General features: G+C 31.7%; 22 protein-coding genes. 10 read left to right on the forward strand and 12 right to left on the reverse strand.

All coding sequences use genetic code 11. The annotated features are described in order from the left end of the window. Window positions 1-7: 7 nt before the first annotated feature. The 3 genes from SLH33_RS00680 to SLH33_RS00690 are packed head-to-tail and all read right to left on the reverse strand — an operon-like array spanning window position 8 to window position 2,198. Window positions 8-523, reverse strand: coding sequence for a DinB family protein (locus tag SLH33_RS00680; protein ID WP_320417130.1), 516 nt, complete (start codon window positions 521-523; stop codon window positions 8-10). 12 nt (window positions 524-535) lie between these two features. Next, on the reverse strand, window positions 536-949 hold the full coding sequence (locus SLH33_RS00685) for a hypothetical protein (RefSeq protein ID WP_320417131.1): 414 nt from the start codon (window positions 947-949) through the stop codon (window positions 536-538). Then, window positions 942-2,198 (reverse strand): DUF1343 domain-containing protein, encoded by a 1,257-nt coding sequence (locus tag SLH33_RS00690; protein WP_320417132.1) that lies wholly within the window; start codon window positions 2,196-2,198, stop codon window positions 942-944. Before SLH33_RS00690 ends, SLH33_RS00685 begins: the two co-directional genes overlap by 8 nt. A 5-nt stretch (window positions 2,199-2,203) precedes the next feature. Between SLH33_RS00690 and SLH33_RS00695 the strand changes: the two genes are divergently transcribed. Beyond that, window positions 2,204-3,439, forward strand: coding sequence for an ABC transporter permease (locus tag SLH33_RS00695; RefSeq protein ID WP_320417133.1), 1,236 nt, complete (start codon window positions 2,204-2,206; stop codon window positions 3,437-3,439). Window positions 3,440-3,493: 54 nt separating this feature from the next. Here SLH33_RS00695 and SLH33_RS00700 read toward each other — a convergent pair whose 3' ends face one another. After that, window positions 3,494-5,107 (reverse strand): CTP synthase, encoded by a 1,614-nt coding sequence (locus SLH33_RS00700; protein ID WP_320417134.1) that lies wholly within the window; start codon window positions 5,105-5,107, stop codon window positions 3,494-3,496. Window positions 5,108-5,315: 208 nt separating this feature from the next. Between SLH33_RS00700 and rpmH the strand changes: the two genes are divergently transcribed. Both rpmH and carB read left to right on the forward strand, forming a co-directional pair. Beyond that, entirely contained in the window at window positions 5,316-5,477 is a 162-nt protein-coding gene (gene rpmH, locus SLH33_RS00705) for a 50S ribosomal protein L34 (protein ID WP_320417135.1), read from the forward strand. 116 nt (window positions 5,478-5,593) lie between these two features. Continuing rightward, complete coding sequence (carB, locus tag SLH33_RS00710; protein ID WP_320417136.1) at window positions 5,594-8,446, forward strand: carbamoyl-phosphate synthase large subunit; 2,853 nt, start codon at window positions 5,594-5,596, stop codon at window positions 8,444-8,446. Window positions 8,447-8,510: 64 nt separating this feature from the next. Here the strand turns inward: carB and SLH33_RS00715 are convergent, their stop codons facing one another. The 4 genes from SLH33_RS00715 to SLH33_RS00730 all read right to left on the reverse strand — a co-directional run bounded on the left by SLH33_RS00715 (window position 8,511) and on the right by SLH33_RS00730 (window position 10,791). After that, window positions 8,511-9,095, reverse strand: a complete 585-nt coding sequence (locus SLH33_RS00715; protein ID WP_320417137.1) for a redoxin domain-containing protein — start codon at window positions 9,093-9,095, stop codon at window positions 8,511-8,513. Window positions 9,096-9,157: 62 nt separating this feature from the next. Beyond that, window positions 9,158-9,850 (reverse strand): cyclase family protein, encoded by a 693-nt coding sequence (locus tag SLH33_RS00720; RefSeq protein ID WP_320417138.1) that lies wholly within the window; start codon window positions 9,848-9,850, stop codon window positions 9,158-9,160. Then, the gene (locus SLH33_RS00725) at window positions 9,843-10,412 is read right to left on the reverse strand and encodes an acyl-CoA thioesterase (protein ID WP_320417139.1); all 570 of its coding nucleotides are present in this window, start codon (window positions 10,410-10,412) and stop codon (window positions 9,843-9,845) included. The genes SLH33_RS00720 and SLH33_RS00725 overlap by 8 nt, the downstream gene beginning before the upstream one ends. Then, window positions 10,399-10,791 carry a 6-phosphogluconate dehydrogenase gene (locus tag SLH33_RS00730; protein ID WP_320417140.1) on the reverse strand — a complete coding sequence of 131 codons (393 nt, stop codon included), beginning with the start codon at window positions 10,789-10,791 and terminating at the stop codon, window positions 10,399-10,401. Before SLH33_RS00730 ends, SLH33_RS00725 begins: the two co-directional genes overlap by 14 nt. Window positions 10,792-10,867: 76 nt before the next feature. Between SLH33_RS00730 and SLH33_RS00735 the strand changes: the two genes are divergently transcribed. Then, entirely contained in the window at window positions 10,868-12,043 is a 1,176-nt protein-coding gene (locus tag SLH33_RS00735; RefSeq protein WP_320417141.1) for a GlmU family protein, read from the forward strand. 59 nt (window positions 12,044-12,102) lie between these two features. On the opposite strand, the gene SLH33_RS00740 is transcribed toward SLH33_RS00735, so the two are convergent. From SLH33_RS00740 to SLH33_RS00755, 4 genes are read right to left on the reverse strand one after another with little or no spacing between them, the layout of a single operon-like run. After that, on the reverse strand, window positions 12,103-12,336 hold the full coding sequence (locus SLH33_RS00740; protein ID WP_320417142.1) for a uroporphyrinogen decarboxylase: 234 nt from the start codon (window positions 12,334-12,336) through the stop codon (window positions 12,103-12,105). A 42-nt stretch (window positions 12,337-12,378) separates the two neighbouring features. Further along, entirely contained in the window at window positions 12,379-13,053 is a 675-nt protein-coding gene (locus SLH33_RS00745; protein ID WP_320417143.1) for an ABC transporter ATP-binding protein, read from the reverse strand. Beyond that, window positions 13,053-14,315, reverse strand: a complete 1,263-nt coding sequence (locus SLH33_RS00750) for an ABC transporter permease (RefSeq protein WP_320417144.1) — start codon at window positions 14,313-14,315, stop codon at window positions 13,053-13,055. Before SLH33_RS00750 ends, SLH33_RS00745 begins: the two co-directional genes overlap by 1 nt. After that, window positions 14,315-15,397, reverse strand: a complete 1,083-nt coding sequence (locus SLH33_RS00755) for an efflux RND transporter periplasmic adaptor subunit (RefSeq protein ID WP_320417145.1) — start codon at window positions 15,395-15,397, stop codon at window positions 14,315-14,317. Before SLH33_RS00755 ends, SLH33_RS00750 begins: the two co-directional genes overlap by 1 nt. Before the next feature lie 168 nt (window positions 15,398-15,565). On the opposite strand from SLH33_RS00755, the gene SLH33_RS00760 reads away from it, so the two are divergent. The 6 genes from SLH33_RS00760 (at window position 15,566) to SLH33_RS00785 (ending at window position 21,548) form a co-directional block, all read left to right on the forward strand. Then, window positions 15,566-16,816, forward strand: coding sequence for a PAS domain-containing sensor histidine kinase (locus tag SLH33_RS00760; RefSeq protein WP_320417146.1), 1,251 nt, complete (start codon window positions 15,566-15,568; stop codon window positions 16,814-16,816). 3 nt (window positions 16,817-16,819) lie between these two features. Then, the gene (locus SLH33_RS00765; protein ID WP_320417147.1) at window positions 16,820-17,869 is read left to right on the forward strand and encodes a response regulator; all 1,050 of its coding nucleotides are present in this window, start codon (window positions 16,820-16,822) and stop codon (window positions 17,867-17,869) included. Between the two features lie 68 nt (window positions 17,870-17,937). After that, window positions 17,938-18,780 (forward strand): universal stress protein, encoded by an 843-nt coding sequence (locus SLH33_RS00770; RefSeq protein ID WP_320417148.1) that lies wholly within the window; start codon window positions 17,938-17,940, stop codon window positions 18,778-18,780. A 142-nt stretch (window positions 18,781-18,922) separates the two neighbouring features. Continuing rightward, a complete protein-coding gene (locus tag SLH33_RS00775) occupies window positions 18,923-19,324 on the forward strand; it encodes a hypothetical protein (RefSeq protein ID WP_320417149.1) in 402 nt (133 codons plus the stop codon). A gap of 6 nt (window positions 19,325-19,330) precedes the next feature. Next, the gene (locus SLH33_RS00780) at window positions 19,331-20,170 is read left to right on the forward strand and encodes a restriction endonuclease (protein WP_320417150.1); all 840 of its coding nucleotides are present in this window, start codon (window positions 19,331-19,333) and stop codon (window positions 20,168-20,170) included. Between the two features lie 4 nt (window positions 20,171-20,174). Further along, window positions 20,175-21,548, forward strand: coding sequence for an MBL fold metallo-hydrolase (locus SLH33_RS00785; RefSeq protein WP_320417151.1), 1,374 nt, complete (start codon window positions 20,175-20,177; stop codon window positions 21,546-21,548). The last annotated feature ends 75 nt before the right edge of the window (window positions 21,549-21,623 follow it).

The raw sequence follows: 21,623 nt of genomic DNA on the forward strand, positions 1-21,623 counted from the left end.
AAGTACGTTAGCTTAATAAAGTAACAATTTCAGTCATTTTTGATAGATGATGATCGTCGTGTTCTGCAACAAATAAAAATAAATCCATAGTACGCATGGGTGTTTTTAACCTTGGATGTAGTCCGTATTTATAGATGTCTTCTTCAGTAAGGTTTTTTAACTTGTTAAGAGTATTTTTTCTCAATTTAATAAACTCTTCTAACAATTCAGAAACATTTTTACTATTATGATTCGCTAAATCTGTTTTACTATTTGTTAAATCAACTTCTCGTAAAAATTCTTTGTTGGCTAAAATATCATCTAATCTGTTTTGCCAAAGAGGTTCTAAATCACTTAAATGTCCAATGTGTTCTTTAATTGACCATTTATTGTCTGGTTTTACGGTCAAATATTCAGTAGGAATTTGAGAAATTTTATGTTCAAGTCTAATAGAAGTCCCTTCTAAGCGTTCAATAATTGAAGGGAAAATATTTTGTTGAAAAGAGAAATCAAATTTTCTCTCAAACCAATTTACCTGTTTCATTTTATGGTATTTTTAACTAAAAGGAACTAAATTAGGTTCTAAAAAAGTTGTTTTTGCTTCTTCTAAAGTAAAAATATCAAAACCATAATGGTATTGCATTAACTCTTTAAAGTTGAATTTTAACCGTGGAAACTCACTAATAAACGCTTCAAAATCTGTGCTAGTTGATTTCTGAATGAAATGATAGACTGCTTTAATAGCAGCTATAGTGAGTGTTTTATTGTATTTCTCTTCAGCTCCAAGCGATTTGACATAAGCCAAAAGCTGATGATGAATATTTTCTTCTGCTTGTTCAATTCCGTATTTGATAATATGAATCCATGCCAAACGTAAATGCGCTTCGTGATTAAAAATTGACGGATCTAATGCGCAGTTTTTAAACTGTATTTCGAATTCAGTGTCGGAAAGGTTGTAGTGATTATTCATAAATCAGATATTTTTTTCTAATAGTATTAAAAGCTTCCAAATCATCTTTCCAACTGGCTTTAATCTGTTCTTCGGTCAATCCTTGTTCAATTTGCTGTTGTAGTTTGGTTGTTCCTGCTAACTTCGTAAAAAAGGAATTGAAAAATTCTTTTTTGTTTTCGGTTTGTTGATACGCTTTGAGTAACCAAGATAAGTTTAAGCTATTCAAATGTTCAGCATCCGTTAGATCTTCGCCATAACACAGTTTGTTTTCATGCTTTGGATATTTAGCACCTTCATTGGGTTGAGGTGTAAAACTAAACGCTGATTTTTGTAAAAATGGCGATCCGTAAATTTGAAACTGAGTATCGGTTCCTCTTCCTGCTGAAACATTGGTCCCTTCAAAAAAGCACAAACTAGGGTAGAGGTTAATAGCTTTATCGTTTGGTAAATTAGGTGATGGTTTTACAGGCAAGCTGTATTGGTAATCATGCGTATAACCTTCTAACGGAATTACCGTTAAATCACATTGAATTCCGTTGTTTAACCATTTTTCACCGTTAATCATTTGTCCGTATTCACCAATGGTCATTCCGTAAACTATCGGTATAGGATGCATGCCTACAAAACTTTTGTGTTCAGGTTCTAATAAAGGTCCATCAACATAATGTCCGTTTGGGTTAGGTCTGTCAAAAATTATCAGTGGAATTCCTGCTTCTGCACAAGCTTCCATTACATAATGAAGCGTAGAGATATAGGTATAAAAACGAGCTCCCACATCTTGAATATCAAAAACAACTACATCAATTCCTTTTAATTGCTCTTGAGATGGTTTTTTATTCTTTCCGTATAACGATACAATCGGTAATCCTGTTTTGGTGTCAACACCATCTTTAATGGTCTCTCCGGCATCAGCTTTTCCTCTAAAACCGTGTTCTGGAGCAAAAACTTTTTGCACATTAATTCCTCTGTAATTATGTAAATAATCAACTAAATGATGCGTTACCAATTTTGACCCCATTACGTTTAGTGAAACTTCTGCACGTTGTAAAACTTGTAAAATAGAGGTTTGGTTTGCTACAATGGCTACGTTTTTACCTTTTAGTTTAGGTAGGTATACATTCGTTCTATCTGCCCCAGTTTTTAAAGCGGTTTGAGTTTTTTCTACCGGTTTAGTAGTAGATTTTGCTTGTTGTGCGCAAGAAACCAGTTGAAAATTCATCCATATAAACAAGAATAAATATGTACTTTTGATGTTGTTTAAAATCATAAACCTTGAATTACGAGTTGTTTATTGCCAAACGCATCATTGCTGGCAAAGAGTATAAAAATAGTATATCGTCTCCAATAATAAAAATTGCTATTGTTGCTATTGCGTTGGGTATTGTTATTATGTTAATTGCAGTAGCTATTGCTTCTGGATTTCAATTAAAAATACGCGATAAAATTGCTGGATTTAAAGGGCATATTCAAATAACAAACTACGATAATAATAACTCGGATGTTTCTACCGTACCCATTGATATCAATCAAGATTTTTATCCGGAGTTTAAAACTATTGACGGCATAAAAAATGTTCAGGTTTTTGCTAACAAAGCAGGAATTATAAGAACTGATACCGATTTTGAAGGGGTTGTGTTAAAAGGGGTGGATGAAGCATATGATTTTTCCTTTTTTAATGAGTATTTGGTAGAAGGAAGGTTGCCTAATTTTAATCAAGAGCGAAACAGAGAAATTATTATATCAAAATCGGTAGCCAACAGATTGCAATTGCATCTTAACGATTCTATTCAGGTGTGGTTTAGTGCAGAAAACTCTAAAGTTCCTTTTAAAAGACGTAAACCTATTGTGGTGGGTATTTTTAAAACTGGTTTTGAGCAGTTTGATAATACAATTGTTTTAGGAGATATTAGAGAAGTACAGCGTTTAAATGGCTGGACAGAAAATCAAGTAGGTGGTTTTGAAGTATTGATTGATGATTTTGATACGTTAAAGCAGAAAGGAAATGAAATATACTCAAATATTGGAGCAACACTAAACAGTACTACCATTACCGATCAATATCCAGCCATTTTTGAATGGATCAAACTCTTTGATAATAACGTTTGGTTTATTATAGCTATTATGATATTGATAGCAGGAATTAATATGATTACTGCATTGCTGGTGTTGATTCTAGAACGCGTGCAAATGGTAGGTATTTTAAAAGCGTTAGGAAGTCAAAATTGGAGTATTCAAAAGATATTTTTATATAATGCCGGTTATTTGATACTTCAAGGATTATTTTGGGGAAATTTAATCGGAATAGCTTTATTGCTAATTCAACACTTTTTTAAAGTAATTACCTTAAATCCGGAAACCTATTATGTATCCACAGTTCCAGTGAATTTCAATATATTCCACATTTTACTGTTGAATGTAGGAACGTTGATTTTATGTTTGATCATGTTGATTATTCCATCAATGATTATAGCTAAAATTCATCCGTCTAAGTCGATAAAATTCGCATAAATAAAAAACCTTAATGAAAATCATTAAGGTTTTTTTATAGATTTTTAGTTGACTTTATTTTTTAGATTGTTCTAAAGCAGCTTTGATAAAGTTAACAAATAACGGATGCGGATTTAATACTGTACTCTTGTATTCTGGATGATATTGAACTCCCACAAACCAAGGATGTGAAGGTACTTCAACAATCTCTACCAAACCTGTTTTTGGATTTACTCCGGTAGCAATCATACCAGCGGCCTCAATTTGCTCTTTATACTCGTTGTTGAATTCATATCTATGACGATGACGCTCACTGATCATTGTTGAATTATAAGCATCAAAAACTTTTGAGTTTTCTTTTATTTCACAATCCCAGGCACCTAAGCGCATTGTACCGCCTTTATTGGTAATATCTTTTTGCTCTTCCATTAAGCTGATAACAGGATGTGGTGTGCCTTTTTTCATTTCAGTTGAATTTGCCCCCGCAAGTCCTAATACATTGCGAGAATATTCAATAACAGCCATTTGCATTCCTAAACAAATTCCGAAAAAAGGGATGTTATTTTCACGCGCATATTGTACAGCAGCTATTTTTCCTTCAATTCCTCTGTCTCCAAAACCAGGAGCTACTAAAATTCCGTTTAATCCTTTTAATTTTTCAGGAATTGTTTCTGGTTGTAATTCTTCAGAGTGTATCCAGCGAACGTTTACTTTAGTTTCATGCGTAGAGCCTGCATGAATAAAAGCTTCAGTAATTGATTTGTATGAATCGTGTAATTCAACATATTTACCAATCAGTCCAACTTCTACACAATTTTTTGGATTCTTATGTTTTTGTAAAAAGTTGTTCCATTTTTCCATGTGAGGTAAAGCATCAGATGGTAATTTTAGTTTGTCTAGAACTACTTTGTCTAATCCTTCTTTCAACATTAAATTTGGTACATCATAAATAGTTTCAGCATCTAAAGACTGAATAACGTCTTGTTTTTTAACATTGCAGAATAGAGCCAATTTACGCTTAATATCATCAGAAATCTCATGTTCTGATCTGCATACCAAGATATCAGGACTCACACCACTTTGCATTAGCATTTTTACTGAGTGCTGTGTAGGTTTTGTTTTTAATTCACCAGCAGCTGCTAAATAGGGTACAAGGGTTAAATGAATAACAAGGGTGTTGTGTTCACCTAGTTCCCATTCTAACTGACGTACAGCTTCAATATATGGTAACGATTCAATATCACCAACCGTTCCTCCAATTTCTGTAATTACGATATCGTAATCACCAGTATTTCCTAAAATTTGAATTCGGTGTTTAATCTCATCAGTAATATGAGGAATTACTTGTACCGTTTTTCCTAAAAACTCACCTTTACGCTCTTTATCAATTACCGATTGATAGATACGACCTGTAGTAACATTATTAGCCTGTGAGGTTGGAATGTTTAAAAAACGCTCGTAATGCCCTAAATCTAAATCGGTTTCTGCACCATCATCGGTAACATAACATTCTCCGTGTTCATACGGATTTAAAGTTCCGGGGTCAATGTTAATATAAGGGTCAAGCTTTTGAATGGTAACAGAGTAACCTCTTTCTTGTAGTAGTTTTGCTAACGAAGCGGCTATAATCCCTTTACCTAAGGATGATGTAACGCCTCCCGTTACAAATACATATTTAGTGTTGTTCATGGTGTTGTTAGGTTTGGGCAAAAGTAAGGAGTTTGACAATAAGCTCAAATAAATTGTGACAAAAATTAGCTTCAAAAAAATATTTAAAAAATTCAAAAAATAGACTTGTTAGAATAAAAAATGATTGTATATTTGCAATCGCTTTTAGCAGTCGGAATTTCACTATTAGCAAGTATCATATTTATTTAAGATTTTAAGATAATTTAAAATGAGTAAAAGAACATATCAACCATCGAAGAGAAAGAGAAGAAACAAACACGGTTTCCGCGAAAGAATGGCTTCTGCTAATGGTAGAAAAGTATTAGCTAGAAGAAGAGCAAAAGGAAGAAAAGCATTAACAGTATCTTCAGCTCCAAGACCAAAGAAATAATGATTAACAAACGTTAATATTTAGAGGTGTTACTATTTTTTAGTAACACCTTTTTTTATAACTATTAAATAATAGTATTTTTATACACCAAACAACACACAATTTAAATAATAACAATGCCTAAAAGACAAGACCTTAAATCTATTTTAATTATTGGATCTGGACCAATTGTTATTGGTCAAGCATGTGAATTTGACTATTCGGGTTCTCAGGCTTTGCGTTCATTACGTGAAGACGGAATTGAAACTATCTTAATCAATTCTAACCCTGCAACGATTATGACCGATCCTTCAATGGCAGATCATGTGTATCTATTACCATTAAACACCAAATCAATCATTCAAATTTTAAAAGAGCACCCTCAAATTGATGCCGTTTTACCAACTATGGGAGGACAAACAGCATTGAATTTATGTATTGAAGCAGATGAAAAAGGGATTTGGGAAGATTTTGGAGTAGAAATTATTGGAGTAGATATTGATGCTATTAATATTACTGAAGATAGGGATAAGTTCCGTTTGTTAATGGAAGAAATTGGTGTGCCAATGGCACCTCAAGCTACGGCAACTTCATTTTTAAAAGGAAAAGAAATTGCGCAAGAGTATGGTTTTCCGTTGTGTATTAGAGCATCATTTACTTTAGGAGGCGCAGGAGCATCAATTGTTTATGATGAAAAGGAGTTTGAAGAATCATTATCAAGAGGATTAGAAATTTCTCCTATTCACGAGGTAATGATAGATAAAGCAATGATGGGATGGAAGGAGTTTGAACTTGAGCTTTTACGAGATGATAATGATAACGTTGTTATTATCTGTTCTATTGAAAATATGGATCCGATGGGAATCCACACAGGAGATTCTATCACCGTTGCTCCGGCTATGACACTTTCTGATAGAACGTATCAGAAAATGCGTGATATGGCGATAAAAATGATGCGCTCTATTGGTGAGTTTGCAGGTGGATGTAATGTTCAGTTTGCGGTTTCTCCAGATGAAAAAGAAGATATTATAGCCATTGAAATCAATCCGCGTGTATCGCGTTCATCAGCATTAGCATCAAAAGCAACGGGATATCCGATTGCAAAAATTGCAGCAAAATTAGCCGTTGGTTACACATTAGATGAGTTAGATAACCAAATTACCAAGTCAACATCAGCATTATTTGAGCCTACCTTAGATTATGTAATCGTAAAAATTCCTCGTTGGAACTTTGATAAGTTTGAAGGTTCTGACAGAACGTTAGGGTTACAAATGAAAGCTGTTGGAGAAGTTATGGGAATTGGGCGTTCGTTCCAAGAAGCATTACACAAAGCAACACAATCGTTAGAAATTAAACGTAACGGAATTGGTGCAGACGGTAAAAGCTACAGAGATTACAATCAAATTAAAGACAAGTTAAAATATGCTTCTTGGGACCGTGTTTTTGCTATTTATGACGCAATTCAAATAGGAATGCCGTTGAGTAAAATCCACGAAATAACTAAGATTGATATGTGGTTCTTAAAGCAATATGAAGAGCTTTATGAAATAGAGAAAGAAATTTCTAAATACACAATTGATACGCTTGATAGAGAGTTGTTGCTAGAAGCTAAACAAAAAGGATATGGTGATCGTCAGATTGCGCATATGTTGGGTTGTTTAGAAAGTCAGGTGTATAAAAAGCGTGAAGAATTAAAAATTAAGCGTGTTTACAAGTTAGTAGATACGTGTGCTGCCGAATTTAAGGCGCAAACACCATATTACTATTCAACGTTTGAAAATGAAGTTGAAACTGCTGACGGTAATAAGCTGCCGGCTAACGAAAGTATAGTAACTGATAAGAAAAAAATAATCGTGTTAGGTTCTGGTCCAAACCGAATCGGACAAGGAATTGAGTTTGATTATTGTTGTGTTCACGGAGTTTATGCGGCTAAAGAATGTGGTTACGAAACCATAATGATCAACTGTAACCCAGAAACGGTTTCAACCGATTTTGATACAGCAGATAAATTATATTTTGAGCCTGTTTTCTGGGAACATATCTACGACATCATCAAGCATGAAAAACCAGAAGGAGTAATTGTTCAGTTAGGTGGTCAAACCGCTTTAAAATTAGCAGAAAAGCTTGATAGATACGGTATTCCAATCATCGGAACAAGCTATAAATCCTTAGATCTAGCTGAAGATAGAGGAAGCTTTTCAACATTATTAAAAGAAAACAATATTCCATATCCAAGATTTGGAGTAGCAACAAATGCTGATGAAGCTTTAGCGTTGGCAGATGAATTAGATTTTCCAATTTTAGTACGTCCATCATATGTATTAGGAGGTCAGGGAATGAAAATTGTCATCAACAAAGAGGAATTAATAGAGCATGTGGTTGACTTACTACGTAAAATTCCGAACAACAAGTTATTATTAGATCACTATTTAGAAGGCGCTATTGAAGCAGAAGCAGATGCGATTTGTGATGGTGAAAATGTATACATCATCGGTATAATGGAGCACATTGAACCTTGTGGAGTACACTCTGGAGATTCAAATGCAACCTTACCACCATTTAACTTAGGTGAGTTGGTAATGGAGCAAATTAGAGATTATACTAAACGTATTGCATTAGCATTGAATACGGTTGGATTGATCAATATTCAGTTTGCTATCAAAGATGATAAAGTATATATTATTGAGGCAAATCCGCGTGCATCACGTACGGTTCCATTCATAGCGAAAGCATATAAAGAACCGTATGTAAATTATGCAACCAAGGTTATGTTAGGAGAGAATAAGGTAACCGATTTTACATTCAATCCGCAATTGGAAGGATTTGCAATCAAACAACCGGTATTCTCATTCAATAAATTCCCGAATGTAAATAAGAAACTAGGACCTGAGATGAAGAGTACTGGTGAAAGTATCTTGTTTATAGAAAGTTTGCGAGACGATGCTTTTTATGAGCTGTATGCAAGAAGAAAAATGTACTTAAGTAAATAATAACAAAAATCCGAAGTTAGTGTAAGCTGACTTCGGATTTTCTCTAGACAAGGGGCGTGAAATTTTAATTTAAAGCTTTCGCTGCTGCTAATAACAATTTTTCATCAATTCTGTTTTTATAATCGGGACTGATGTACTCAAATAAAATTTCACTCTTTTTATTAATGATATATACTGACGGAGCTGGAAGAACTGAAGAATTCATTCCTTTTGATGCTTTGCTTAAAATATCACCATATTTTGTGGGAGCTTGAAAAGCGATTCCTAAGTTTTGAATTAATTTGGTTGAACTATCTGAAATTAACTGATATTTTGAAGAATATTTGTTGGCTTCCTCTGGTATAGCATCCGGACTCACAGCTATGATTTGATATCCTGATGCAATTAAATTGTCTTCAATTTTTCGTAATCCCTCTAATTGTCGGTTGCAGTAGGGACACCATCCACCTCTATAAACGATTAAGACCGTATTTTTCTTTTTAAAAAGTTCATTAGTAGTAGTTTTTTCGTTTTTTGAAGTTAACACCTCAGTGGTTGGCACTTTTTCACCGATTAATAAAGGCGAAACATCTTCTGCAGATGTAGCAATTTGTGCATTTGAAAATTGAAAAACAAGTAAAAAAGCAGTAATTGATAATAATTGTTTCATTGTAAAAATATTTTCCGTTTTAGTCAGTAAAAAGAAAATACCTTACAACACTTATTTTTTAATTATTCAAAAATAGCTACAGCTCTTACCGGAGAACCTGTTCCTCCTCTTATTTTTAAAGGAAGACCTATAAACCTAAAACGACCTCTACCGATTAATTTATGGAGATTGATCATATTTTCATAATGAGTAAAACCTAATTCACCACAAATATGATGCACTTCTTTATTTGAAATACCCGGAACCCCAGGAGACATGGTTTCTACGCCAAAAGCTGCAATTTTCTGTTCCCCCAACCATCTGGCACATTCAGCAGTTATACCAGGGCCTTTGCTCCAGTTTTCTGTATGAAACGCTTTTCTGTAATGATCTGTATAAATTAGCACAGTATCTCCTTTTTTAATCTCTAAATCGTCATTTTTAAGAGCGTTTTTTAGTTCTTTTGACGTAATTAACTCTTGAAATGTTTTATGAGAAAAATCTAAACAAATACCTTCGGTATAAAACATAGAAAGAGGCATGGTATCTATTGATTTTTCTACATGCTCTTTTGCCATATGATTTAAAGCATCAACATGAGTACCAGTATGCTCTCCCATTTCTAATTTATAAACAGCAGGAGTGGAGGTAGTAGGGTTTTTAATATTATCCCATTCTTCATGAGTGTTGTGTACTGAAATTTTTACCTGTGGAAGACTTTTATATACAGGCATTCCCTCATAAATTTCTTGACTTAGATCAATAATTTCAACCATTTATTTTTGAATTGTTGAGTTCTATCTTAACGTTGTAGTTTTCTAAATCTTTAAGGTAATTTTCAGACATGAAGTCTTCTCTATCAAATTCATCTTGTCGGTTTCTTTTCATTTCAATTCTTTTAACCGCTTTTAAAAATCTACGTACTTCTAAATCGTCATTAACAATCAGCCCAGGAACTTGAATGCTATTTCCTTTATCATTTTTAGCTACCATAGTAAAATAAGATGAGTTGCAATGTTTAACTTTTCCTGTTTGAATGTTTTGAGCTTCAACACGTATGCCTACAACCATTGAAGTTTTTCCAACATAGTTAATAGAAGCTTTCATAGTAACCAATTCTCCAACTTCTATCGGATTTAAAAAATCAACCGTATCAACAGAAGCTGTTACACAATAAGTTCCAGAATGTTTTGAGGCGCAGGCAAACGCAATTTGATCCATTAAACTTAAAATATAACCACCGTGAATTTTACCACTGAAATTGGCAAAAGAAGGAAGCATTAACTCGGAAATAGAAATACGAGTTTCTTCAACGTGTTTGTATTTATTCTTCTTCATCTTTAGTTGAACTTGAACCTCTAAAATGAGGTGAGTTTTCTTCTTCTACTTTGGTAATAAAATACTTAGAGTCTCCTAGCCAAAAAAACGTTCCGTATCGTTCTTTATAATATACTTTTACATAGCGTCCTTGAAGCTTTTGAAGATCATAAATAGCTTCTTTTTGATTGTTTTCTACCGAAAATTTAAAAATTTGAGCTCCCGAAATTCCTTGGCTAATTTCACCTTCCCAAGTTTTTATTAACATTCCTTTTCGGCTAAATTTTATCAATTCTCCAGATCTTATCCCTTCACTATAAGTAGCATAATAAATAAAAGCATAATAGGTAGCTGCTACTAGCAAGATACCCAGTAAAATAAGTCCTAATATTTTTTTCATAGTAACAAAAATAAGATTTATATTTTTACTTGAACACGAAAATAGTAAGTTTGTAAAGCTTCAAAAAACACAAAAAATGAATTATATTTTATTTGATGGAGATGTACGTAATGCATTGTTACCACTAACTTTTACACGTCCGGTTGCAGATATTAGAATTGGTATTTTAACCATTAGAGAAAAATGGGAAAAGTACTTAGGTTTTACCACTTCAACCATAACTGAGGAATATTTAGAAGAAAAATTTCCAATGGTAGAAACGGAACAAAATGTTATGATCAATGCATCTTTTTTGCCTAATCTGGTGTTGGTTGAAATGGTTAAAAATTTAAAAGAGAACGAAGCTGTTTTTAAAGGAGAAGATGTTATTGCTTTTTATACTACCGAAAATCAAGAAGAGGTTGATTTTGAAGCCTATAAACAAATAGAGTTTGAAGAAGAAGTTATTCAGGTAAAAAATACTTGGGATATTTTTTCATTGAATGATAAAGCTATAAAAGCAGATTTTGAACTGCTTACTGAAGGAAGAAAATCTGACCCCATACCAGATACTGTACAGTGCGTTGGAAAAGAAAATATCTTTATTGAAGAAGGAGCAAAACTTACATTTTGTACTTTAAATGCTAGTACAGGACCCATTTACATCAGTAAAAATGCTGAAATTATGGAAGGTTGTGTTGTTAGAGGTCCTTTAGCCATGTGTGAGCATTCTGTGTTAAAATTAGGCGCCAAAATTTACGGAGCTACCACTTTAGGCCCATATTGTAAAGTAGGAGGAGAGGTTAGTAACTCAGTATTACTTGGCTATTCTAATAAAGGTCATGACGGATTTTTAGGTAACTCAGTGTTAGGCGAGTGGTGTAATTTAGGAGCAGATACTAACAATTCTAATCTTAAAAATAATTATGCAGAAGTAAGATTGTGGAGTTATCAAACACGGCGCTTTGCCAAAACAGGTTTACAGTTTTGTGGTTTGATTATGGGAGATCATTCAAAATGTGGAATTAACACAATGTTTAATACCGGTACTGTAGTTGGAGTATCTGCTAATATTTTTGGTAGTGGTTTTCCAAGAAATTTCGTTCCGTCGTTTAGTTGGGGAGGAGCTTCTGGGTTTACAGAGTATAAATTGAATAAAGTAAATGAAGTTGTAGATGTAGTTATGAAACGTAGAAATATAGAATATGATGAAGTTGAACAACGAATTTTAAGCGCCGTTTTTGAAGAAACCAAAGAATACAGAAACTATTAAATAAAAGAAAACCTCATTTCAGCTGAAATGAGGTTTTTTTATGTAGTTAATTTTTGTTTTTATGCATCAGTTTTGATGAATAAATAATAAAGGTTAAAGGCTACAATAAAACTATTGGTAATAATAATAGGTAAATCATTTCCTAATAAAATTCCGTAATAAATAAATGCTGCACACCCAAACGAATTAATAATTCGTAAAGTTTTTACATTCTTCATCATAAAAGAAATGATTAAAAGTGCAGAGGCTAAATAGCCCACCCAATCTGTAAATGTTATTGCTGATAAATCCATGGCGCAAAAATAGAATTTTACACGAAACAAGAAAGAAATTGTTTATGCTATAATTCTACCATCTTCCATAGTAATAATTCTGTCGGTTTTTTTAGCAAAATCATCATCATGAGTTACAATTAATAAAGATAAATCTTGGTCGACACATAATTGTTTAAAGATGTTAAAAACGTTTTCAGAGTTATGACTGTCTAAATTCCCGGTAGGTTCATCTCCCATAATTATTGACGGATTATTAATCAATGCTCTGGCAATAGCAACACGTTGTTTTTCCCCTCCAGAAACTTGGGATGCTCTTTTTTTAGCTAAATGTTCAATTTTTAGCATTTTAAGTTTTTCATAAGCATCGTGTTCAATTTCTTTAAACGATTTTTCTCCTAGTTTTTTAGCGGGTAACATCACATTTTCCAACACAGAAAATTCAGAAAGCAAATAATGAAACTGAAAAACAAAACCAATGTGTTTGTTTCTGATAAAGGATAAATAATCATGATCTTGTCCTGTAATTAGCTCATTATTTAAAAAAAGTTGTCCTTCATAATCGGTGTCCATGGTAGATAAAATGTACAACAATGTAGATTTACCGCAACCCGATTTTCCCATAATAGAGGTGAATTCACCTTTTTTTATTGTAAAATTTATGTCTTTTAAAACATGAAATAGTACAGGTTTTCTAAAGTACTTATTAATGTTTTTTGCTTCTAAAACTACACTCATTACTGACCTCTAATTATTTTAACAGGATCTATTTTCTTTGCTTTTTTTGAAGGTAAATAGCCTGCAAAAAAAGTTGATATCATTGCAAAGGTAAATCCAATAACAAAAAACCATGGATTGAAATTTACCGGAAAAGTTTCTACCGTTGGAAGTGCTTGTGTTTGAAAGGGAAGTGTGTCAATTATACTTGCTAGACTAAACCCAATTATTAAACCTAAAACACCACCAACTAAACCAATAATCATTGCTTGACTTAAAAAAATGAATTGTACATCTTTACCAGAAAACCCCGTTGCTTTTAAAATAGCTATATCATTCATTTTTTCATAAATAAGCATATTTAAAATGTTGTAAATACCAAAACCGGCAACAATTAATAAGGCTATAGAAACTGCGTAGGTTATTAGGTTTCTGATAGTGGTTCCTGTTTCAAACTGTGCGTTGGCGGTTTTAATATCAATAGCTTTTAAGTTGAATTGTTGCTCTATTTTTTTTGAAAGCGGTAGAGCATCTTCAATATTATGTAATTTAACGTTAATATCTGTTATGTAGTTTTCAGCTTCCCCTAAAATACGTTGAACAGTTTTAACATTGGCAAAACTTTGAATAGCATCTAAATCTGCAATACCACTTTGATATATACCAACAATTTTTAAAGGAAAAATATCACCTTTTATAGTACTTATTTGTATTCTGTCTCCAATATCTAATGACATTTTTTCGGCAATTCCAATTCCCAACAAAATTCCATTATCACTATTGTGCAATGCCTCTGGAGATCCCTTAACTATATAATCACTCAAGTTAAAAAGGTTGGCTTCATCAATAACATTTATTCCTGTTAAATTTCCTCCAATCTCTATAGATCCTGCTATATAAAAAATTTGAGTTTTTACTTGTGGTAAAGCACCTTTTACATTGTCTTTTTCCTCTAAATAATTAATTATGGGTAAGGCATTGTGTATTTTTTTTTGACTTAATTTAGGTTTGATGGAATGAACTACATTGAAGCTGTTTTCAAAATCCTCATACAAAGAAATAGGTTGTTTTTTAGAGGGTTCAATTTCATTGTAAATATGTATGTGGGGCGTTTGGTTTAATATGAGATTGTCTAACATATTGTTAAGTCCGGTCATAAAACACACCAAGGTAATATAAGCACCAATACCAAAGGTTACACCAAGTGCAGCGGTAGCAGTTTGCTTAATTTTTGAAAGCAAATGAGTTTTGGCTATGCCTAAAATAATCCTCCAGCTAATCATTATTCAGATTTATAAATGTATGTGTTTTTGGTTATTCCGTTAATAATTTCAACGTATTCTAAATTTTGTAAACCAATGGTAATATTAACCAGTCCGTCATCTGTTTGTACTTGAGAATTATTAACTAGGTAATCTTTTGGTATGGTAAGTACATTGTTTTTGGTGGCTATAATAATGTTAGCTTCTCCAGATAATCCGGGATACAATTTTTCTGGAGCATTTATAAAGGTAGCTTCTACTGTAAAAGTTTGATTACGTTCGTCTTTTTTAGGATATATTTTAGAAACTTTTCCTTTGAAAACTTGATTTTCATAGGCGTCTAACTTGATTATTACCTCTTGGTTTTTAGAAATTCTTACAATATCTACTTCATCAACCAACATTTCAATAATAAAGCTGTTACTACTACCTAATGAAGCAATAGGTTCCATGGTATTTACAATTTCTCCCGGTTCTTTATAGAGTGCATACACTTTACCGTTTATTTTACTTTTTACAGTAAAATCTTTGGTGTTAATTAGTGCAGTTTGATAATTGTTTTGTGCTTGTTGCACTGCTGTATAAAGCTCATTTTTAGTTCTGTAATACCTGTTTTTTAATAGTTTTAAATTGTTAGATGCTATTTCATGATTCAGTTTTTTAGTATCATATTCAACTTTTGATCCAATGTTTTGTTCCCATAAATTCTTTTGTCTAAAAAAATTGATAGAATCATTTTGGTATTTGAGCTTTGCTGCATCAATTTCATCTTGAATGCTTCCTAAAATATCTGCACTACCGCTGTAGTTTTCTTTAGCTAATTGTAATGCTAATCTGGTATTTTCTGTATTTAATTTAGGAGCATTGTTGGTAATGTGAATTAAAGGTGTGTTTGTGTTAACTATATCACCTTCTTCTACTAGATTACTTTCTAAAATTCCTGATACTATTGCATAAACTTGGTATAAACTATCAGGTTGAACAGTTATTGAAGAATACACCGATTCTGTTAAGTTTTTTTCAACAGGTAAAATTCTGTCCTTCTTTTTACCACAAGAAATAAAGAAGAGCAAAACACCAAGAAATATAGTAAGCTTTCTCATAAGCAAAATGAATTAATTTTTTAAGGAAGTTAATCACTTCAACATTTTGTTGTTAACTACAAAAATATTCAGAAGGTATAAATAGAATAATGATATTGGTCAGGATACTAATTTTGCTAATAATTATTTATATTTTTAAGCTTTAATTATTTACTTGGTTTATTATTTATGTTTACAAAAGAAAAAGAATTTTTTTCTATTTTATTTGAAGCAGTTTCAGAAGGAGTTATTGTTGTAAATACTCAACAAAATATAGTGGCTACAAATCAATCAGCCGAAAACATGTTTGGCTATAATAAAAAGGAATTAGAAACAGCTCCTTTAATTCAATTAATTCCGAAAAATTACCATCATAATCACCATACATATGTTAATGGTTTTATGAAGAAGAATGAAAGCAGGCAAATGGGAGTAGGAAGAGACTTGTTTGGAATAAAAAAAAATGGTGATATTTTTCCTGTAGAAGTAGGGCTAAATCCTTTTACAGTTAGAGGAGAAACCTTTGTAATGGCGTTGGTGGTTGATATTACCTTAAGAAAACAGCACCAAGATCAAATTCAAGAATTAAATGCCAAACTAGAGCAAAAAGTTATAGAAAGAACCAAAGAATTAAGTGAAGCAGTTAATAAATTAAAGGAAGTTAATGCAGAGCTAGATGATGAAAATAAAAAAAGACTTAAAGCAGAGAATAAAGCTAAAGAAGCGTTAAAAAAAGAAAAAGAACTAAATGAGTTGAAAACTAAATTTTTATCCTTGGTATCACATGAATTTAAAACCCCGTTAAGTGGTATTTTAACATCTGCAATGTTACTTAGTAAGTATAAATTGGAAGAACAGCAACAAAGAAGAGATAAACATATTAAAACAATTACAGATAAAGTACATTATTTAAACAATATATTAAATGATTTTTTATCCATTGAAAAGTTAGAAAGAGGAAAAATTCAATACAATCCTAGTCAGTTTAAAATTAGTAAAGTAGTAAATGAAGTAATATACAATGCTAATATGATGCTAAAAGATGGACAAATAATTAATTATCCTGAAAATATAGATAACTATTCAATTTATCAAGATGAAAAAATAGTAGAATTAGCTTTATCTAATTTAGTATACAATGCCATAAAATATTCTTCTGAAAATACTGTAATTGATATTAAAATCAAACAAAATTTAGATTCAACAACATTTATTGTTGAAGACAACGGAATAGGTATTCCAGAAAAAGATCAAAAAAACATATTTAAACGTTATTATAGAGCAGAAAATGCTTTATTAACTCAAGGCACAGGTATAGGACTTAATATTGTAAAAAGTCATCTTGAAAATTTAAAAGGAAATATCTATTTCAACAGTAAAGAAAATCAAGGTACAACTTTTTGGTTTAGTTTACCCAATAAATATCAAACAAAGCTTTAAAAAATGAAACAAATATTGCTTATAGAAGACGATGCTGTATTAAGAGAGAATACTGCTGAGTTGTTAGAATTATCAAATTATGAGGTAAAAACAGCTCCTAATGGAAAAGTAGGTATTGAAAAAGCAGAAAAAGAAATGCCAGATATTATTGTTTGTGATATTATGATGCCAGAAATAGATGGCTATGGCGTTTTAGAAGCATTATCTAAAAATGAAGTCACCAGGTATATTCCATTTATCTTTTTATCAGCAAAGACAGAACGAAAAGATATTCGAAAGGGAATGGATTTAGGAGCTGATGATTATATTACAAAACCTTTTGAAGAAGAGGAGTTGATTAGTGCTATTGAAAGCAGATTAGCCAAAGTAGCTATTTTAAAAGAAGAAAGAGGTGCAGAGCCAAAAACAGAAGAAAATGACGATCAATTAAGTTCTTTAAATGATCTTAAAAATTTCTTTGATGATAATGGTAAAGAATTTTCATATACAAAGGATGAAATTATTTATTCAGAAGGACACAATTCAAATTACATTTTTTTGATTAATAAAGGTGTAGTAAAATGTCATAAGTTAGATGAGCAAGGAAAAGAACTTACTACAGGTTTATATAAAGAAGATGATTTATTTGGGTATACATCTTTCATGCAAAACATCCCTTATCAAGAAACAGCAACAGTTATTAAAGATGTAGAATTAGTTGGAATATCAAAAGATGAACTAAAAATAATACTTGATAAAAACCCTAAACTAACTTTTGAATTGGTAAAGCTTTTAGCAGATGACTTAAGCTCGGTAAGAGATCAATTGTTAGAAATGGCGTACAGTTCTGTTACCAAAAAAACAGCAACAACTATTTTAAAATTTGCTGAAAAATTGAATAGGAAACCAGAAGATCCAATCAAAATATCACGTAGTGATTTGGCAAGTGTAGCAGGAATAGCAACAGAAACACTCATAAGAACCATGTCTAATTTCAAAAAACAAGGTTTGATAGAAATTGAAGGAAGGAACATTAAAATTTTAGATATACATAAACTTCAACAAGTTTATTAACTAAACATGATGAAAATCATTTTTCATCATGTTTCTTCATCTTAGTTTTGCTTTAAGCTTTATTACAGATGAAGAATATATTATTACCTACAGATTTTTCTGATAACGCGTGGAACGCTATCAAATATGCATTACATTTTTTTGAAAATGAGGCATGTAATTTTTATTTACTTCATGTAAATAGATTAACTACCATTACAGATGGTAATTCAACTTACGTACCTACGCCAGAAGAGATTGAAACTTATTATATAAAACCAGCTAAAAACCAGTTAAAAGAAATTTTAAAGAAAATAGCTGTTGAATTACCCGATAATAAAAACCATAGGTTTTATACACTAACCGATTATAATTTCTTTATAGAGTCTATAAGAAAACATGTAGCCGATAAAAAGATTGATTATATAGTTATGGGTACCAAAGGTGCTACAGGAGCTAAAGAAGTAATTATAGGTACAAATACTGGAGATGTTATTAGAAAGGTACAGTGCAAAACATTAATTGTACCTGAAAATGCCAATTTTACTCAAATAAAAGAAATTGCATTTCCTACAGATTTTTCGCTATCCTATAGTATTCAAACATTGAATCCGTTACATAAAATAATGAGAGATCATCATTCTTCTATGCGCATACTTCATGTAACAGAGAATAGAGAAGATATGAATGATAACCAGTTAGAAAATAAAGGATTAATTGAAGATTTCTTTGCTGAACTTTCGTATAGTTTTCATTATTTAACTAATTCAAAAATTGAAGATGCTATTCAATGCTTTGTAGAAAGTAGAGATATAAATTTGATAGTAATGGTAGCTAAAAATCTTAATTATTTTCAACAAATTCTTTTCCATCCAAGAATTGAAAAAATAAGTTACCATGTAGATGTTCCTTTCTTGGTTTTACATGAGTAACCATTTTAAAATCTGACAATTATCATTGTAAGTATAGGTGAGTAATCCTAATTTTAACTCAATTGATAGAATACTTATTTCCTTTATAAATATAGTATACCATCAATCAGTAAATATTTGCTAACACTTAAAACTTTACATTATGAAAAATTTAGGAATTTGGTTAGACAAGGAAAAAGCACATTTAGTCACTTTAGAAAACGGAAATGAAGATTTTAAAACCATCTCTTCCGAGGTTGAAAATTTTCATGTACATGGTGGATCAGGTACTCGTATGAAAGGAGGGCCACAAGATGTAGTTCAAGACAGTAAGTACTTAGAGAGAGAAAAGCATCAGTTAAAAAACTATTTCAAAAATTTAGTCCAAGAAATAAAAGATGCAGATGCTATTGCTATTTATGGACCAGCAGAAACGCAAATGAAATTCAAAAAAGAGCTGGAGTCCAACTATAAAGATGTAGATAAAAAGGTAAAAACCGTATCTGTAGTTGATAGTATGACTCACAATCAAGTGAAAGCGTTGATAAGAAATTTTTTCAATTAGCCTAACATGAATTCATCTATAGAAATCATAAAAACTTCGGGTGAAAAAGTAAAGTTTTCATTAACAAAATTACGCGCTTCTTTATTACGATCTGGAGCAGATAAAAAAACGGTTGAAAGAATACTTGACACGGTTAGAGATGAGTTGTATCAAGGTATTTCAACCAAAGAAATTTATAACAGAGCATTTGCTTTATTGAAAAAAAAAGCAAGCCATTTTGCTTCAAAATATAAGTTAAAAAGAGCTATTTATGAGTTAGGACCTACAGGTTTTCCTTTTGAACGTTTTGTAGCAGCAATATTGCAATATTCTGGGTATAAAACACAACTCAATGCAATAGTGCAAGGAAATTGTGTTACCCATGAAATTGATGTGGTTGCACAAAAAGAAGATGAAACTCATATTATAGAATGTAAGTTTCATAGCGAAGAAGGAATAACCTGTAACGTTAAAATTCCACTTTATATTCATTCCAGATATAATGATGTAAAACAACATTGGAAAAAAAACGCTAATAATGTTACCAATTTAGGAGATGGTTGGGTGGTAACTAACACTCGTTTTACTAAAGATGCAATTCAGTATGGCAATTGTGTAGGACTGTATTTACTTAGTTGGGACTTTCCCGAAGGAAATGCAATTAAAGACCGAATTGATAGATTAGGATTGTATCCCATAACTGTTTCAACTTTGTTAACAGAAAGAGAAAAACAATTTTTATTGAGTAGAGATGTTGTTTTGTGTAGACAACTGATTGGAGATGCTTTCTTTTTAGATCATTTGGGAGTTTCTGAAATAAGAAAAGAAAGAATTTTAAACGAAATTAGTGCATTGTGTGGTATTTAAAGTTATGAGAAATAAAGTTAAAGTTCATTTTTTAGGTGCAGCGGGTACTGTTACCGGATCCAAGTTTTTGGTAGAAGCTTTTGACAAGCAAATTTTAATTGATTGTGGCATGTTTCAAGGGCTTAAAGAATTACGTGAATTAAACTGGAGTCCGTTGCCTGTTTCTGTAAAAGATATAGATATTGTATTGTTAACTCACGGACATTTAGACCATGTTGGATATTTGCCAAAATTGGTTCAGCAAGGGTTTAAAGGAAAGATTTTAGCAACAGCACCAACTTTAGCTATAGCAGAAATTATTTTAAGAGATAGCGCTAAAATACACGAAGAAGAGGCAGAAAAAGCAAATAAAGAACACTACACAAGTCATAAACCGGCATTACCGTTTTATAATACACATGATGCTGAAAAAGCCATTAAGCATTTTGAGTCAATTAATAAAGATGAATGGATTCAATATACTGATGAAATATCTTTCCGATTTCAATATAACGGTCATATTATTGGTGCAACTTTTATTGAATTAGAGATAAATAAAAGAAGATTTGTATTTTCTGGAGATATTGGTAGAAAAGAAGATTATTTGTTACATCCGCCACAAAAACCAGAGTGGGCAGATCATTTATTTGTAGAAAGTACTTATGGTTATAAACTGCATCCAACAGAAGACGTAGAAGAGAAATTATCTGAAATAATATATGAAGTCATCCATAAAAAGGGAAATTTAATTATTCCGAGTTTTGCTGTAGAGCGGTTACAAACGTTAATTTATGTTTTATGGAAGTTGTATAAAAAAAATAAAATTCCGGCTATTCCTATTTTTATTGATAGTCCTATGGGAAATAATGTTTTAGAGGTCTTCAAGCAGTTTCCGAAATGGCACAAACTATCTATGGAAGAATATAATGCCATGTGTAATCATGTAAATATTATAGAATCCTACAGAGAAACGTGGGAAACTATTGACGATCCTAGAACTAAAATTGTAATTGCGGGTAGCGGTATGGTAACCGGAGGGAGAGTATTAACTTATTTGCAACAACTAATAGATGAACCTAAAACAACGGTTTTATTAGTGGGGTATCAAGCTGAAGGTACCAGAGGAAGACAGTTACAAGATGGCGCACATGAAATAAAATTCTTCGGAAAATATTACCCTGTAAAAGCAAAAATAGAACTTTTAGAAAGTTTATCAGCACATGCAGATCAAAGTGAATTGTTAGATTGGATGAGTGAAATTAAGAACATTCCAGAGAATGTTTTTTTAATTCATGGAGAATTACCCGCATGTGATGCTTTTAGAGTAAAAATTAAAGATACATATAACTGGAAAACAACTATACCTAAACTTTTTGAAGCAGTAGAATTTTATGTTTAAAATACTGTTAAACTGATAATTATCATTTAAAATTCAATGTTCTTAGCGTAAATTAGAGGTACTAATATAAAAAAG

The sequence above is a fragment of the Tenacibaculum sp. IB213877 genome, assembly GCF_034043975.1.
In the GTDB taxonomy this organism is placed as follows: Bacteria; Bacteroidota; Bacteroidia; order Flavobacteriales; family Flavobacteriaceae; genus Polaribacter.

Excerpts from the sequence above, each read along its gene's own strand:
- SLH33_RS00745 (WP_320417143.1), bottom strand. The coding sequence starts at position 13,053 with ATGAGTGTAGTTTTAGAAGCAAAAAACATTAATAAGTACTTTAGAAAA.
- SLH33_RS00775 (WP_320417149.1), top strand. The coding sequence starts at position 18,923 with ATGAAAAATTTAGGAATTTGGTTAGACAAGGAAAAAGCACATTTAGTC.
- SLH33_RS00760 (WP_320417146.1), top strand. The coding sequence starts at position 15,566 with ATGTTTACAAAAGAAAAAGAATTTTTTTCTATTTTATTTGAAGCAGTT.
- SLH33_RS00690 (WP_320417132.1), bottom strand. The coding sequence starts at position 2,198 with ATGATTTTAAACAACATCAAAAGTACATATTTATTCTTGTTTATATGG.
- SLH33_RS00730 (WP_320417140.1), bottom strand. The coding sequence starts at position 10,791 with ATGAAAAAAATATTAGGACTTATTTTACTGGGTATCTTGCTAGTAGCA.
- SLH33_RS00700 (WP_320417134.1), bottom strand. The coding sequence starts at position 5,107 with ATGAACAACACTAAATATGTATTTGTAACGGGAGGCGTTACATCATCC.
- SLH33_RS00740 (WP_320417142.1), bottom strand. The coding sequence starts at position 12,336 with ATGGATTTATCAGCAATAACATTTACAGATTGGGTGGGCTATTTAGCC.
- SLH33_RS00780 (WP_320417150.1), top strand. The coding sequence starts at position 19,331 with ATGAATTCATCTATAGAAATCATAAAAACTTCGGGTGAAAAAGTAAAG.
- SLH33_RS00785 (WP_320417151.1), top strand. The coding sequence starts at position 20,175 with ATGAGAAATAAAGTTAAAGTTCATTTTTTAGGTGCAGCGGGTACTGTT.
- SLH33_RS00755 (WP_320417145.1), bottom strand. The coding sequence starts at position 15,397 with ATGAGAAAGCTTACTATATTTCTTGGTGTTTTGCTCTTCTTTATTTCT.
- SLH33_RS00735 (WP_320417141.1), top strand. The coding sequence starts at position 10,868 with ATGAATTATATTTTATTTGATGGAGATGTACGTAATGCATTGTTACCA.
- SLH33_RS00765 (WP_320417147.1), top strand. The coding sequence starts at position 16,820 with ATGAAACAAATATTGCTTATAGAAGACGATGCTGTATTAAGAGAGAAT.
- SLH33_RS00715 (WP_320417137.1), bottom strand. The coding sequence starts at position 9,095 with ATGAAACAATTATTATCAATTACTGCTTTTTTACTTGTTTTTCAATTT.
- SLH33_RS00725 (WP_320417139.1), bottom strand. The coding sequence starts at position 10,412 with ATGAAGAAGAATAAATACAAACACGTTGAAGAAACTCGTATTTCTATT.
- SLH33_RS00685 (WP_320417131.1), bottom strand. The coding sequence starts at position 949 with ATGAATAATCACTACAACCTTTCCGACACTGAATTCGAAATACAGTTT.
- carB (WP_320417136.1), top strand. The coding sequence starts at position 5,594 with ATGCCTAAAAGACAAGACCTTAAATCTATTTTAATTATTGGATCTGGA.
- SLH33_RS00750 (WP_320417144.1), bottom strand. The coding sequence starts at position 14,315 with ATGATTAGCTGGAGGATTATTTTAGGCATAGCCAAAACTCATTTGCTT.
- SLH33_RS00680 (WP_320417130.1), bottom strand. The coding sequence starts at position 523 with ATGAAACAGGTAAATTGGTTTGAGAGAAAATTTGATTTCTCTTTTCAA.
- SLH33_RS00770 (WP_320417148.1), top strand. The coding sequence starts at position 17,938 with ATGAAGAATATATTATTACCTACAGATTTTTCTGATAACGCGTGGAAC.
- SLH33_RS00720 (WP_320417138.1), bottom strand. The coding sequence starts at position 9,850 with ATGGTTGAAATTATTGATCTAAGTCAAGAAATTTATGAGGGAATGCCT.
- rpmH (WP_320417135.1), top strand. The coding sequence starts at position 5,316 with ATGAGTAAAAGAACATATCAACCATCGAAGAGAAAGAGAAGAAACAAA.